This window comes from Corynebacterium tuberculostearicum (assembly GCF_046097255.1).
In the GTDB taxonomy this organism is placed as follows: Bacteria; Actinomycetota; Actinomycetes; order Mycobacteriales; family Mycobacteriaceae; genus Corynebacterium; species Corynebacterium tuberculostearicum_J.
Genome location: NZ_CP175770.1, coordinates 181,506 through 195,272, shown reverse-complemented (window position 1 = coordinate 195,272; position 13,767 = coordinate 181,506). Strand labels below are relative to the sequence as shown.

The window sequence follows — 13,767 nt, the reverse complement described above, 5'->3', positions numbered from 1 at the left end:
GCAAAAGCTTGCGGGGTTTCAAGCGTACCTGCAGCTGTGAGGCGGGATCTACTCGCTGGGCTCCTGGGTGCGGGAGCTTTTAGCCTTGTGCCACACCGCATAAGCACTGGCGAGGAAAACAACTAAGAAAACCCCAGCGATCCCCTGGCTTGAACATATGGCGATGAAAACTAGACTTCAAGTAGTTGAACTTTTGGTATGGAGATGCCTATGCGTAAGACCTTAATCAGCCTCACCGGCCCCGCCTTCGTTGCTGCAGTGGCTTACGTCGACCCCGGCAACGTAGCCGCCAACATCAGCGCCGGCTCCCACTACGGCTACCTCCTGGTGTGGGTACTCGTCGTGGCCAACCTCATGGCCATGTTCATCCAGTACCACTCCGCCAAACTGGGCCTAGTCACCCACCGCTCCCTGCCGAAAATCATGGGCGAGCGTCTCTCCCGCCGCGCGCGCCTAGGCATGTGGGCCCAGGCCGAGCTCATCGCCGCGGCCACCGACCTCGCCGAAGTCATCGGCGGCGCCATTGCCCTGCAACTCCTCTTCAACCTCCCCCTGTTCGCGGGCGCGCTCATCATCGGCGCGGTCTCCATCATTCTCCTCATCTTCCAGAAGAAGAACCAGTGGTTCGAGGGGCTTGTCATCGGCCTGCTCCTGGTCATCTGCATCGGCTTCCTTGCCGGCCTCGCCATCGCCCCGCCCGACCCCGCCGACGTGGCCGGCGGCCTCATCCCCCGCCTAGAGGGCAAGGACAGCATCCTGCTGGCCGCCTCCATGTTGGGCGCCACCGTCATGCCGCACGCCATTTACCTACACTCCTCCCTGACCAAGCAGCGCTACCCCGACCTGGAAATCCCCCACGTGCTGGCCGGCACCCGCGCGGACATCGCCGTGGCGCTGTCCATCGCCGGGCTCGTCAACGTGGGCCTGCTGGTCCTGGCGGGCTCGGCCCTCTACGGCGTGGACGGCACAGAGACCATCTCCGGGGCCCACACGGCGATTGCCAGCCACCTCGGCCCGCTGGCCGGCGTTCTCTTCGCCATCGGCCTGCTGGCCAGCGGCCTCGCCTCGACGTCAGTGGGCGCCTACGCCGGCTCCGAAATCATGGACGGCCTGCTTCACATCAAGGTCCCCCTACTAGTCCGCCGCCTGGTCACGCTCATCCCGGCGCTGGTCATCATCGGCTGCGGGGTCGACCCCACTATGGCACTGGTGGTCAGCCAGGCACTTCTTTCCCTGGGCATCCCCTTCGCCATCATCCCGCTTTTCCGCTATGCCGGCTCCCGGGACGTCATGGGTGAGTTCGCCGCGAAACCCTGGTCTATGGCCGTGGGCTGGACGCTTGCCGCGCTGGTCATCGCACTCAATCTCGCCCTCGTGCTCCTGCCGCTGCTCTAGGCCGCCTACAATCAGCAGCCATGATTGAAGTAGCAGCCGTCGTCATCCGCAACCCACAAGGCCACGTGCTTACCGTGCGCAAGAAGTCCTCCACCAAGTACCAACTGCCCGGCGGCAAGCCCGAGGCGGGCGAGGCGCTTGTCGACGCCGCCCTGCGCGAAGTTGCCGAAGAAGTAGGCCTCACCCTCGACGCCGAGAGCCTCAACAAACTCGGCACCTTCGACGCTCCCGCCGCCAACGAACCGGGCGAGGTCGTCGTCGGCACCATCTTCACCTACACCCGCACCGTCACCGCCGACGAACCCCATGCCGCCGCCGAAATCGGCGACACCGCCTGGGTCAACCCAGCAGCCCCCGACCGCGAGCTTGCACACCTGCTGCGCGACCGCGTCTTCCCCACGCTGGCCTAGCGCCAACTGTCAACACTTCGGCGTCATTGACCTCGAAACCATCAAGAGCTACCCTTTTGAACATGTTCACTGAACACGTTCACTCATCGCGCTCGGCCGCCAAAGCTGGCACCGTCAGCAAGGTCCTAGCCACCGCCTACGAACTCTTCCTCACTCAGGGCTACGCCACCACCAGCATCCGGACTATCGCATCCGAAGCTGGCGTTAGCGTGGGAACCGTCATGGGAGTCGGCGACAAACAAACGCTGCTCATCCGCACCATTGGCCAACACATTTCAGAACTCCACGATGACATCCGGGGACAATCCGATAGCCTTCTCGATGTCCTGAGACCTTTCCTCCAGATGTTTACCGGCCACGAAGAGCTCTCCCGCGCCTTTGGCGCAGCACTCATCCAACAAGGCAATCAAGGCGAAGCGCTCACCGCACTCAAAACGCTCCTGACCGATGAAATCACCCTGCGACTCGGCACCAGGCTCAGCAGCGCCGATGCGGCCGAGTACGCCGACCTGCTGTACAACGTCTACCTCGGCTTACTCATCGGCTGGGCCGCCGGAATCTACGACACCGAGCACCTCACATCCCAAGCCGCCTCATCGATCGAACGCCTCAACACCGCATTCGGAGTAACCCAATGATCCTAGAATCTTCCCCAGCCTGGCCCTCCCTTCTACTAGCAGCCATTCTGCTTGGCGACGCCGCCCTCTCCCTCAAACCAGTCCCCTTCATCGAAGCCTGCCTCAGCGGCGTCAAACTCCCCAAGGACTGGTGGTGGGCGCTCATTGTCATCAAGTGCCTCGCCGCCGTAGGACTCATTGCCGGCCTCTGGTTCCCCGGCGTAGGAATCACAGCCATGATTGGAGTCATCGCCTATTTCTGCGCGGCCGCAGCAGCCCATGTCCGCGCCCACTTCCTCGGTAGCGCATTCTGGATCAACTGCTTAGGCATGCTCGCATTCTCCATCGGAGTACTGATCCTGACGCTCGCACTGAATTAAGACACCAGTCAACCTTTCACGGCTTCCTGAAGGCAGATACATCATTGCACCTCTTGAATGATGACTTGATGCTTTCTACCCTAAAGGTATGCGCACGACGATAAACCTCCCGCCGAAACTCCTTGAAGAAACGAAGATCCAAGCCAAAGCCAACAATGTCACTTTGAGCTCATACGTCGAAGAGGCGGTCCGCGCTGCCCTCAAGAAGGAAGCCCGCATCAGTACCGAAGACACCCCCGTTAACCTGCCCTCCTTCGATTGCGGCGGACCGGCTCTAGTTGATCTCAGCAACAAAGAAGCTGTGTGGGCGGTACTCGATGATCATTCCTGATGTCAACATTCTCGTTTATGCCTTCCACTCCGCTGCACCGCAACATAAACCCGCTCAACAATGGCTAAGTAGTGCTCTAAATCGGCATGAAACAATTGGACTCCTGGATGTTGTGGCAACGGGCTTGAAGTAGAAAAAGCCATTTCCTAGCCTGCGAGAAATATCTGGCAATGAGGTGGAATCCGATCCCGCCAGGGTCTTGGCAACGTATACCGCATTCAAACCGCCAATGAAATAGCCGAGGCAGAGCAATGATGAAATACCAACTGCAATCTTTAGCAAAACTGTTAAGGATGAATGGTGGGGTCCTTTAATCTTTAACTCCTCTCATTTTGGCCTTCAGGACCAGCAAACTACACCTTTCTAAGGCGCTGTGTACAAACAGGCGTGCTCGGTAGCCATACCATCAGGCACAGAAAGTCACTGTAGAGATGAAGGTACGGGGTTAAGCGATAGGATATGGGATATGAAGAAGATCCGAACGATGCTGGACGGGGTAAACGAGATTCACCTATTTCAAAGCCAGCGAGTAGCGCAGGCAGCGCAGCAAGCGCATCTGCGCAATCGGACTCGCAGTTATCGGGCGCACCGGAAAATAAACGTAGCGATTTCCCACCAGTTGGAGGAGCGCTCCCTGGCGTAAATAGGCTTTCTAACCTTGATGACCAAATTGCTGTGTGGGCGCTTCAGGGGCCAACTCCGCATCCACAGATAATCAAACAGCACAATGACATTCAGCCGGGCGCAGGCGATCGGATTATGGAGGACGCTCATGCAGATATTGTCCTCGATAGGAAAGTTACAGCAGAATCTTTCGAGTACGCGATATTTGAATCAAAAGTACGGCTCTTTACAACCGTAGGTGTCATTTTCGGCGCGCTGATCCTTATACCGGCGATACTCGTTCTTTTTGACCCACCGGAATCCATAGTTGGTACTGCGGCGGTGGGCCTGGCGGCAGCAAGCCCTCTAGTCCGCATCCTCATTGGCCCTAAGCAATCTCAGAAGGACCAGTTAGAGAGCGCGGAGCGGGGAGGGGTTTAAATCCCGAAGTAGGCGCGCAGGTCGGCCGCAATAGCATCGAGGCGGTCGGCGTCGGGGGATTCGAGGTAGCACTTCAGCTTCGGCTCGGTGCCGGAAGGGCGCACGATGACGCGGTCATCGTTGTCGGTGAAGAACTTGGAGCCTTGGGCGAACTTCTCCACCTTTGCCACGGGGGAACCGGCCAGTTCCGTGGGCGGGGTGGAAGCGACCTTGTCCATCGCCTGGGCGATGATGCTGAGGTCATCGACGCGGAAGGTCAGCGGCTGGGTATAGAGGGCACCCACGGCGGCGTAGATGCCTTCTAGGCGCTCTAGCAAGGTGGTTCCTGCGGCCTTGCACTCGGCCGCGAGGCTGGCGAGGACTACGGAGGTAGCAATGCCGTCCTTGTCGCGGACAGCGGTGGGGTCGGGGCAGAAACCAATGGCTTCCTCATAACCAAAGGAGAGGTCCGGGGTGCGGGCAATCCACTTGAAACCGGTGAGCGTCTCTTCGTGGCCGAGGCCGTAGTGGGCGGCGATGCGCTCGAGCAGGCGGGAGGAGACGAGCGAGTTGGCGAAGTTGCCTGTCGCACCCTGGCGGGCCAGATAGTCGCCCAAGAGGGCGCCGGTTTCATCGCCGGTGAGCTGGCGCCACGTGCCTGAGGACGTGGGCACAGCGGCGGCGCAGCGATCCGCATCCGGGTCATAAGCGATAAGAATATCGGCGCCGATCTCCTCAGCGTGGCGGATGCCCAAGTCGAGGGCGCCAGGCTCTTCCGGGTTGGGGAAAGAGACGGTGGGGAAATCGGGATCCGGTTGGGCCTGCTCAGGAACCAGCGAGACGCCGAACCCGCAGCGGGTCAGGAGCTTTTCGCCCAAGGCCGCACCGACGCCGTGCATGGCGGTCAGCGCGATGGTGACATCGGTATGAGCGCCCACGAGCTGCGCTGCGCGGTCGAGATACTCGGCGCGGGTATCGACATCCGCGATGTTCTCGGTGGAAAGTGGAATGTCATCGGCATGGGGTGCCGCGGCGATGGCGGCGGCGATTTCGGCATCGGTGGGCGAAACCAGCTGTACGCCTTCTGCCGGGCCGGTGGCGATGCGGCCGCCCAGGTAGACCTTGTAGCCATTATCGGCCGGCGGGTTATGCGAGGCAGTGACCATAATGCCGGCATCCGCCTTGAGCGAGCGGACCGTGAAGGCGGTCAGCGGAGTGGGGTTCTGCGCTGGCAGAACCAAGGCCTTGCCACCGGCCGCGGAGATGACCTGTGCGGCATCGCGCTGGAACTGCGCGGAGCCGTGGCGGGCATCGCAACCAATGGCTACCACTGGGGTGTCCACGTGCTGTTTGAGCCAGGAGATAAGTCCGTAGGTGGTGCGGATGACTACGGCGCGATTCATGCGAGACTCGCCCGGGCCCACGGCGGCGCGCAGGCCTGCGGTGCCGAAGGCGAGGGGACCGGCGAAGGCGGCGGCGAGCTCGTCGTTATTGCTCTCTTCAATCCAGGTCATCACCTGGCGGGCGGTGTCCGGATCGGGGTCGTGCTCGGCCCAGGTGCGGGCGTAGTCATAATCCACGGTGGCGGCCTTTGACATGGCTTAGAGCTCCTCGAGGATCTTGGCGGAGGAAGACAGGCCCAGGCGGGTTGCGCCGGCCTCAATCATGGCCAAGGCATCCTTGGCGGTGCGGATGCCGCCAGAGGCCTTGACTCCTAGCTTGTCGCCTACGGTCTCGCGCATGAGCTTAACGGCGTGAACGGAGGCGCCGCCGGCCGGATGGAAACCAGTGGAGGTCTTGACAAAGTCCGCCCGGGCGGCTGCGGCGGCCTTGCAGGCGAGGACAATGGCGTCGTCGGAAAGCGCGGCAGACTCGATGATGACCTTGAGCACCTTGCCTGGGATGGCATCGCGCACGGCCTGGATTTCGGCCTGCAGATCCTCGGCGCGGCCCTCGATGGCCAGTGGGATATTGATGACCATGTCCACCTCTTCGGCGCCATCGGCAACCGCGCGGGCCGCCTCAGCGGCCTTAATCTCCGGCTTCACGGCGCCGGAAGGAAAGCCCACGACGGTGGCAATGTGCAGCGAATCAGGAACCTCGATGGGCAGGGCGGACGGGGAAACGCAGACGGAGTAGGTGCCCAGCTCGGCCGCCTCATTCACCAAGGCGCGGAACTGATCCGGGGTGGCCTCCGGCTTGAGCAGGGTGTGGTCGATGATGGAAGCAACGTCGGTGCGGGAAGTCATAATTGTTCTCCTTAGCGGGTTAGGCGGGATTCGGAACGGGCCATCTTGAGGTCAGAGACGACGTACAGGGCAATACCGATGGCGGCGACGGCCGCGAGGATCCACAGCACGGTGTTATAGCCGGTGAGGTCCTGCAGCTTTGCCGTATAGGCAATTCCCAGCGGGATGGCGATATTGATGGTCAGGTTATAAAAGCCGATGGCGATGCCGGACTTGGCGGCGGTGATATTGCGCAGCGCGGTATCGACCAGCGGGGCGTACATCAGCGCAAAGCCGGAGGCAAAGGCCACGATGGCGAGAATGAGTACGGCGACGTGAAGCTGCACAAAGAGTGCGGCCGCCACCAGCGCGCCGGCAACCAGACCGAAGGCGGTGTAGATGGTGGCGCGAGAGGACAAAACGGCACCGATCTTGCCGGAGAAAATGCCGATGAGGATGGCGCAAATATAGCCCGGGATCATCAGCAGGGAGGCCTTATCGATGTTCATGCCGTGCAGGTCATGTGCGGCAAATGGCAGCAGGAAGATAAAACCCATCTGGGTGGAGTAGACAAAGAAGACCATGAGGATGGTCCACACGTAGCGGCCGTTAGTAAAGAACTCTGGGGTGACCACGGGGTGTTTGGCGTCGCCGATGTGGATGATGAAGCCTACGACGCCAAGGAAAGCAAAGATGAGCCATGCCCAGTTGAATTCCTGCATGAACATGGTCAGGCCGGTGGCGAAGACAGCGATGAATAACAGGCCCAAGGCGTCGAGGTGGCCTTCCACGGCCTCATCTTCTGGCACCAGCTTGATGATCGGCGGGATGGCCAGGATGAGGACGAGCGGGATGAGAAACATCGCCGTCCATGAGACATAGGTGGAAATAAAGCCGGAGGTCAACGCGCCAATGAGCAGGCCCGCCTGGAAGGCTGCGGTGGAAAAGCCGAGGTAGGTCTTTTGGTCGGCCTCGCTCAAGTGCTTGGTCACGTAAATGACATACAGCGTCTCCGCGGCAGCAAGGCCGGCGGTTTGGATGAGGCGGCCGGTAAGCACCATGGGCCAGAAGCTGGAAAAGGCGAAGGCCAAAAGCGAGCCCACGGCGATGAGGACAACGCCGGTGAGTATGAGCTTGCGGATGGAGATGGAATCCGCCAGCGCGGCGTAGACCACGGCGCCGATGCCGATGATTACGCCGGCGAGGGAAGCCTGGAGGGAGGCGGTTTTAACGGAGATGTCCAGCGCCTGGGCGATCGGCATGGTCATCGTCTTAAAGCCGTTATCAATAACCAGCGAGAAGACGAAGACAAAGAGCAGGATAGGTACGGCAACCTTGGGGTTTACCGCGGAGCCTGTCCGCTTGTCCTGCGGGGAAGCGGTGGGGTGGGTGGAAGTCACGGGGGAGAGGGTCCTTTTAGTCGAGCGCGTTGAGCGGAAGCGCGAGTTCAATCATGGTGCGGAAGGCGGTCTGGCGCTCTTCCGCGGAGAGGTGGGTATCGTGCACCAGGTTGTCGGAGACGGTGAAAAGTCCCAGCGCGTCGACGCCGGCCTCAGCCGCGGTGGCATAAAGCGCTGCGGATTCCATCTCTACGCCGAGCACACCCATGTGCGCCCAGCGCTCGTTCACGTTCTGGTCAAAGTTGTAGAAGATATCCGAGCTCAAGATATTGCCTACGTGGATGTGGGCCTGCTGCTTTTCGGCCTGATCCACCAAAGCCTTGAGGAGCTTCCACGAGGCGGTGGGGGCGTAGCTGCCCGGCAGGTTGTACTGGCTCAAGAAGTTGGAATCAGTGGAGGCGGACGAAGCAACGATGACATCGTGCAGCTCAATGTCTTCCTGCATGGCGCCAATGGAGCCGACACGGATGAGCTTCTTTACGCCGTAGTTGTGGATGAGCTCCCAGGAGTAGATGCCGATGGAGGGAATGCCCATGCCGGAGCCCATCACGGAGATGGGCTTGCCGTTAAAAGTGCCGGTAAACCCCAGCATATTGCGCACGCCGTTGAACTGGACGGTATCTTCCAGGAAGTTCTCGGCGATGAACTTCGCCCGCAGCGGGTCACCGGGCAGGAGGATGGTTTCCGCAATGGGTGCGCCCTGCGGATTGATGTGTGGGGTGGCAATATCGGTAGCGGACATATCTTCGCTCCTTGGCATGGGGTGGGGGGATTTACAGACCAAGCTTAAACCCTCAGGACCCCGAGTCAATGGCCGTATTTGCGGGTGGTCAACAACTGTGGAGAGCCTCACTGGACTCAGCCACCAGCGTCCGTGCCGAGGTCACTGCCCGCGGTGAGCATTGCCACGCTTGCCGACGCCCCCTTTTCCCCACCTGCCAATCCACGTGCCTCCGCACGGCTGCCGACGCACGGGAGGGGGAGTGGCCGAGCGGCCCGCAGGGGTGATCTGCCATGCCGGTTCTCCAACTGCCTTCAAAAGGCGCGAAAAGGTGTCACAGGAGATAAGCATTTTTACGTTCTGACGTGGCGATTTGTGTAAAACGTTGAAAGCGGGTTAGATTATTGGAGTCCGCAACGGAGAGCACAACGAAATAGCGATGTGTTCAACGCTAGGATGTGCCCCCTTAGCTCAGTCGGCAGAGCGTTTCCATGGTAAGGAAAAGGTCGACAGTTCGATTCTGTCAGGGGGCTCCATTCATGTTTGGAGCAAGGAATTCCTCCAAGGTGAATATGGCGGTGTAGCTCAGTGGTAGAGCAAGCGACTCATAATCGCTGTGTCGCGAGTTCAATTCTCGCCATCGCTACCGGGAAAGAAAGGCGCCCGCAGGGCGCTTTTTTATTACCGCGCTGAAGGCAGTCCAGGCGGTGCCTAGTTTCGGATTGGAACTATGGCTCTGGTAAGGTCTTCAACGCTTGATGCTGAGGCATTGAGGAATAAAAGAATAGGGGCGTGGCGCAATTGGTAGCGCAACGGTCTCCAAAACCGTAGGTTGCAGGTTCGAGTCCTGTCGCCCCTGCACAGTGAACCCCGTCATCTGGCATTAGGTGGCGGGGTTTCTTCATGCCCTATTTTCCTCTCGGCGCTTGGCCCGCCCACGGGTTAAGCGACAAAATGTGTGTCTGCTATCGGCGTGTCGCGGGGTTAGATGTGGCCTTTTTGGATGCCGATTGAGTGTGTGTACTCGGTATCGATACCGTTGTCGTAGAGGGCTGGTTGTCCTGTTTCATAGTCGGCTTGGTTCTCGTTTCGGGTCAGGGTTGTAACTTTGGCGAGTTGGTTCTGGCCCCAGTTGGACTGTCTGGCGATTTCTATTGGATCGCCAGGCAGTTCCGTTTTCAGATACAGCCACCAATCCAGCATTTTGCGTTGGTGCTCACCGCGTCTGCCGCGATGAGTTCTTGCAAGGAGCTTCAGCTGGGCGTTGATGCCGCCTTCAAGACTGTTGGTGGTGGATTTGATCCGGTGCGGCTCGAGCACACCTTTCGGGGGCTTGAGGTAGACAAACAGCAGGTCATTGCGCCACAGGTGGTTGAGACTGTTGTAGGCCTTGCGCACGTTGACATGGGTCCACACGAGTGTGTCTTTTGCTGTTTTCGGGTCTTTGACCTGTGTCTTTTCGTTGAGCCAATCCTTGTAGAGCGTGTGAAACTCTTGCAGTTGTGCACCCCATTGTGCAGCCTCGTCCAGGGTGGTGATGCGGGTGAGTTTCAGCGCGAGTCGGTAGATGGTGCGGCCAGCATCAGTGCGTGGTCGTGAGGTGGTGTAGCGGCGTACTCTGCGTTGGGCGTGCACGAGGCAGCGTTGGATTTTGGTGTTTGGCCAGCACGTTTTAATTGCGCTTGTGGCTCCTCGGCCACCGTCGATCACAGCGATCAACGGTGCTTCGATGCGCTCGAGCAGGCGCTTGTAGTCGTGTGTGGTTTCTTGTTTGCACCAGTGCCAGGCGATGACGTGGTCGAGCGTTGCCGCCACGATCAGACAGCCACCTGCGGTGTAGGTGCCGTCGATGAAGATCTGGTCGTAGACCCTGCCTGTATGGCCGATGGTCGGGTCAGGCACGTCAACCAGCCAAAAGGCATCGAATTTGCGCTGCAGCGTACGTGTCGAGCAGCTCATGTTGCCGGCGATCGCCGCAAGACTGGTCCCGGCGGTCAGGTGCTGGATGAACGCACGAAATAGGGCTGCGTTGGTGATATCGCTGCGCTGCTTGGTCAGTGAAGCACCGCAGATTTTGCACCGCCACCGGGTCGTCCCGTTGCTGGTGGTGCCGTTTCGTTTCATATCGCCGCCACAATGGCAGCGTGGTCGGTTCTTTGGCATTGGGCAACCGAACCACCGCTCCGTAGCACACCATGGCAGCCACACCGGGGATTTTCGCAAGAGAGGGCCAATATATGCTTTTGGAGCATATATTTTCCGCAAACGCGGAGTTCAGAGCATGAAAATCAACGATTCCGGACACACATTTTGTCGCTTAACCCCCGCCCACTTGTTATCAAAGCCACGCCTTGCAAATGCCGTGGTCAGCTTTTCATGCTGTGCAAGCTTTGCTAGGGTTGACAAAGTTATGGAGGTGCGCGCTAAGCGCCCTATTAGATTTAGTTCCCAAGGAGGGTTAGCTGTGAGCGATGAGCAGCAGCCGAAGAATTCGGGTGCATCGCGCCCGACCGGTAAGCGTCAGCTCTCTGGTGCGGCTACCACGTCCTCCGCGGACTACGCCGATAAGCACGTCGTCCGCGTCGAGGATAAGAACCACGATGACACCCCAGGTGGTGGCGTAGCCGCCTTCCCAGGCGAGGTCGTATCCGAGATGAAGAAGGTGGTGTGGCCTACCGCTAAGGAGATGCTGCAGTACACCCTCATTACCTTTGCGTTCCTTATCGTGCTGACCATTTTGGTCTGGGGCGTTGACACCCTGGCTGGTCTCGGAGTTGAGCAGGTTCTCTCAGATTAGTAAGATAAGCGCATAGTCTTTTATCCCGCTGTTTCCGCTTAAAGGAACGGCGGGATACTTTTTGCCCATACGCGGGCGGGTAGGCTGGTCCTACGCAACGCGCCGAGGAATTTTTTGGAGTAAGAATTATGAGCGACGAGAACAACGTCGAAACCGTAGGCACCTCCCTGGAAGAGGCAATGCAGTCCAACGTGCAGGAGCAGGCGGCAGAGCACGCTAGCTCCGTGGAAGAAGCACAACAGGAAGACGCTACCCCAGCCGCTCCGGCAGCGGAGGAAGCTGAAGGAACGGCTGAGTCCACCGAGGCTGCAGGCGAGTCCGCCGACGCAGCGGAACCGGCAGCGACCGAAGCAGAGGCCGAGGGTGCAGCCCCTGAGGCCAGCGAAGACGAGTCCGAGGATGCCGCCTACCGCAAGCGCCTGCGCGCCTTTACCCGCGAACTGAAGAAGCAGCCGGGCCAGTGGTACATCATCCAGTGCTACTCCGGCTACGAAAACAAGGTAAAGACCAACCTGGACATGCGTGCCCAGACCCTCGAGGTAGAAGATTCCATCTTCGAGGTCGTAGTTCCTATTGAGCAGGTCCTAGAGACCAAGGACGGCAAGAAGAAGATCGTGAAGCGCAAGCTGCTACCGGGCTACGTCCTGGTTCGCGCTGAGCTTAACGACGCCGCATGGTCCGTCATCCGCGAAACCCCAGGCGTGACCTCCTTCGTGGGCAACGAAGGCAACGCCACCCCAGTCAAGACCCGCGACGTGGCAAAGTTCCTCATGCCCAACGAGGCTCCGTCCACCAAGGGCGATGCTGCCCCGAACGAGGCAGAGGGCGAGCAGGTTGTGGCTATGCCGGAGAAGGAAGTGGCCAAGAAGTACGCGCACGATTTCGAGGTGGGCGAGGCCGTGACCATCCTGTCCGGCCCGCTGGCCGCCGTATCTGCGACCATTTCCGAGATCGACCCGGAGACCGGCAAGATGCAGGGCTTGGTATCCATCTTCGGCCGCGAGACCCCGGTGGAGCTGTCGCCGACCGAGATCGAGCGCATCTCCTAAAAAGTGATTTTGTGCAGGGCGCACGGTGTTCTAAACTGGAACGCCGTGCGCCTTTGGCGTGCGTATAAGAAAACGTTTCATCCTCCGGTGGCCCACTGAAGGTGAGCATCCGGACGGGATCCCGTTATTCATCGTGGCGGACATCCCGGTAACACAGGAAAGAGGTAATTCGATGGCTCCTAAGAAGAAGGTATCCGGCTTCATCAAGCTGCAGATCGAGGCAGGCGCCGCTAACCCGGCACCGCCAGTTGGCCCGGCACTGGGTGCCCACGGCGTCAACATCATGGAGTTCTGCAAGGCTTATAACGCCGCTACCGAGAACCAGCGTGGCAACGTGGTTCCGGTTGAGATCACCGTCTACGAGGACCGTTCCTTCGACTTCAAGCTGAAGACCCCGCCGGCAGCTAAGCTGCTGCTCAAGGCCGCTGGCATCAAGAAGGGCTCCGGCGTCCCACACACCGACAAGGTCGGCTCTGTGTCTTGGGATCAGTGCAAGGAAATCGCAGAGACCAAGTTTGCGGACCTGAACGCACGTGACATCGAGAACGGCGCTCGCATCATCGCCGGTACCGCCCGCTCCATGGGCATCACCGTTGATGGCGCACCGGAGAAGTAAAAACTTTATGTGGTAGGGCCAGCTACGGCCCGCCGAACACCACACCAATCCAGAAAAGGAATTGTTAAATGAGCACCAAGTCTAAGGCTTATAAGGCCGCTGCGGAACTGGTAGATAAGTCCCGCCTGTACCGTCCTATCGAGGCTACCAAGCTGGCCAAGGAGACCTCCTCCAAGAACTTCGACGCCACCGTTGACGTTGTCTTCCGCCTGGGCGTTGACCCACGCAAGGCTGACCAGCTGGTTCGCGGCACCGTTTCCCTGCCTAACGGCACCGGTAAGGACGTTCGCGTTGCTGTCTTCGCTGAGGGCGAGAAGGCTACCGCCGCTCAGGAAGCTGGCGCTGACATCGTTGGCACCGCTGAACTGATCGAGCAGATCAACGAGGGCAACATCGATTTCGACGTTGCTATCGCTACCCCGGATCAGATGGCCAAGGTTGGCCGCGTTGCTCGCGTCCTGGGCCCGCGTGGTCTGATGCCGAACCCGAAGACCGGCACCGTTACCGCAGACGTTGCTAAGGCAATCTCTGAGGTTAAGGGCGGCAAGATCTCCTTCCGCGTTGATAAGGCTGCTAACCTGCACGCCATCATCGGCAAGGCATCCTTCGACGCTGAGAAGCTGGCTGAGAACTACGGCGCCCTCATGGACGAGATCCAGCGCCTGAAGCCTTCTTCCGCTAAGGGCATCTACATCAAGTGCGCTACCATCTCCACCACCTCCGGCCCGGGCATCCCGGTTGACGGTTCCGTGGTTAAGGGCTACACCGAGTAAGTCGGTTTAGCGCACCGCGCTTAAAGC

At 59.6% G+C, this 13,767-nt stretch carries 15 protein-coding genes and 3 tRNA genes; 13 read left to right on the top strand and 5 right to left on the bottom strand.

What is annotated here, in order from left to right; genetic code table 11:
- The first annotated feature begins 210 nt into the window (after positions 1–210).
- From ACKFRY_RS00995 to ACKFRY_RS00970, 6 genes are all read left to right on the top strand, one after another.
- Positions 211–1,395, top strand: a complete 1,185-nt coding sequence (locus ACKFRY_RS00995) for an Nramp family divalent metal transporter (RefSeq protein ID WP_198492476.1) — start codon at positions 211–213, stop codon at positions 1,393–1,395.
- A 20-nt stretch (positions 1,396–1,415) separates the two neighbouring features.
- A complete protein-coding gene (locus ACKFRY_RS00990) occupies positions 1,416–1,805 on the top strand; it encodes an NUDIX domain-containing protein (protein ID WP_005292595.1) in 390 nt (129 codons plus the stop codon).
- Between the two features lie 62 nt (positions 1,806–1,867).
- Positions 1,868–2,443, top strand: coding sequence for a TetR/AcrR family transcriptional regulator (locus ACKFRY_RS00985; RefSeq protein WP_005292598.1), 576 nt, complete (start codon positions 1,868–1,870; stop codon positions 2,441–2,443).
- Positions 2,440–2,802 carry a DoxX family protein gene (locus tag ACKFRY_RS00980; protein WP_005292602.1) on the top strand — a complete coding sequence of 121 codons (363 nt, stop codon included), beginning with the start codon at positions 2,440–2,442 and terminating at the stop codon, positions 2,800–2,802. Before ACKFRY_RS00985 ends, ACKFRY_RS00980 begins: the two co-directional genes overlap by 4 nt.
- A 163-nt stretch (positions 2,803–2,965) precedes the next feature.
- The gene (locus ACKFRY_RS00975; protein ID WP_227909767.1) at positions 2,966–3,133 is read left to right on the top strand and encodes a hypothetical protein; all 168 of its coding nucleotides are present in this window, start codon (positions 2,966–2,968) and stop codon (positions 3,131–3,133) included.
- A gap of 459 nt (positions 3,134–3,592) precedes the next feature.
- Entirely contained in the window at positions 3,593–4,177 is a 585-nt protein-coding gene (locus ACKFRY_RS00970; protein ID WP_198492477.1) for a DUF2335 domain-containing protein, read from the top strand.
- On the opposite strand, the gene ACKFRY_RS00965 is transcribed toward ACKFRY_RS00970, so the two are convergent.
- From ACKFRY_RS00965 to deoD, 4 genes are read right to left on the bottom strand one after another with little or no spacing between them, the layout of a single operon-like run.
- Positions 4,174–5,754 carry a phospho-sugar mutase gene (locus ACKFRY_RS00965; RefSeq protein ID WP_198492478.1) on the bottom strand — a complete coding sequence of 527 codons (1,581 nt, stop codon included), beginning with the start codon at positions 5,752–5,754 and terminating at the stop codon, positions 4,174–4,176. The two genes, ACKFRY_RS00970 and ACKFRY_RS00965, sit on opposite strands and share 4 nt — an antisense overlap.
- A gap of 3 nt (positions 5,755–5,757) precedes the next feature.
- Complete coding sequence (gene deoC / locus ACKFRY_RS00960) at positions 5,758–6,405, bottom strand: deoxyribose-phosphate aldolase (protein ID WP_408923000.1); 648 nt, start codon at positions 6,403–6,405, stop codon at positions 5,758–5,760.
- A gap of 11 nt (positions 6,406–6,416) precedes the next feature.
- Entirely contained in the window at positions 6,417–7,784 is a 1,368-nt protein-coding gene (locus ACKFRY_RS00955) for an MFS transporter (RefSeq protein ID WP_408922999.1), read from the bottom strand.
- 16 nt (positions 7,785–7,800) lie between these two features.
- The gene (deoD, locus tag ACKFRY_RS00950) at positions 7,801–8,526 is read right to left on the bottom strand and encodes a purine-nucleoside phosphorylase (RefSeq protein ID WP_005327952.1); all 726 of its coding nucleotides are present in this window, start codon (positions 8,524–8,526) and stop codon (positions 7,801–7,803) included.
- 439 nt (positions 8,527–8,965) lie between these two features.
- Between deoD and ACKFRY_RS00945 the strand changes: the two genes are divergently transcribed.
- The 3 genes from ACKFRY_RS00945 (at position 8,966) to ACKFRY_RS00935 (ending at position 9,364) form a co-directional block, all read left to right on the top strand.
- Positions 8,966–9,041: transfer RNA gene (locus tag ACKFRY_RS00945), tRNA-Thr, on the top strand.
- 38 nt (positions 9,042–9,079) lie between these two features.
- Positions 9,080–9,151 (top strand) — tRNA-Met (locus ACKFRY_RS00940).
- A 140-nt stretch (positions 9,152–9,291) separates the two neighbouring features.
- Positions 9,292–9,364 (top strand) — tRNA-Trp (locus ACKFRY_RS00935).
- Positions 9,365–9,489: 125 nt separating this feature from the next.
- Here ACKFRY_RS00935 and ACKFRY_RS00930 read toward each other — a convergent pair.
- Positions 9,490–10,668 (bottom strand): IS256-like element ISCre1 family transposase, encoded by a 1,179-nt coding sequence (locus ACKFRY_RS00930; RefSeq protein ID WP_013887464.1) that lies wholly within the window; start codon positions 10,666–10,668, stop codon positions 9,490–9,492.
- Between the two features lie 301 nt (positions 10,669–10,969).
- On the opposite strand from ACKFRY_RS00930, the gene secE reads away from it, so the two are divergent.
- The 4 genes from secE to rplA all read left to right on the top strand — a co-directional run bounded on the left by secE (position 10,970) and on the right by rplA (position 13,740).
- A complete protein-coding gene (secE, locus tag ACKFRY_RS00925) occupies positions 10,970–11,302 on the top strand; it encodes a preprotein translocase subunit SecE (protein WP_005327956.1) in 333 nt (110 codons plus the stop codon).
- A 128-nt stretch (positions 11,303–11,430) separates the two neighbouring features.
- Positions 11,431–12,351, top strand: coding sequence for a transcription termination/antitermination protein NusG (gene nusG, locus ACKFRY_RS00920; RefSeq protein ID WP_408922998.1), 921 nt, complete (start codon positions 11,431–11,433; stop codon positions 12,349–12,351).
- A 172-nt stretch (positions 12,352–12,523) separates the two neighbouring features.
- Complete coding sequence (gene rplK / locus ACKFRY_RS00915; RefSeq protein ID WP_005327961.1) at positions 12,524–12,967, top strand: 50S ribosomal protein L11; 444 nt, start codon at positions 12,524–12,526, stop codon at positions 12,965–12,967.
- A 68-nt stretch (positions 12,968–13,035) separates the two neighbouring features.
- Complete coding sequence (rplA, locus tag ACKFRY_RS00910) at positions 13,036–13,740, top strand: 50S ribosomal protein L1 (RefSeq protein ID WP_408922997.1); 705 nt, start codon at positions 13,036–13,038, stop codon at positions 13,738–13,740.
- Positions 13,741–13,767: the final 27 nt, after the last annotated feature.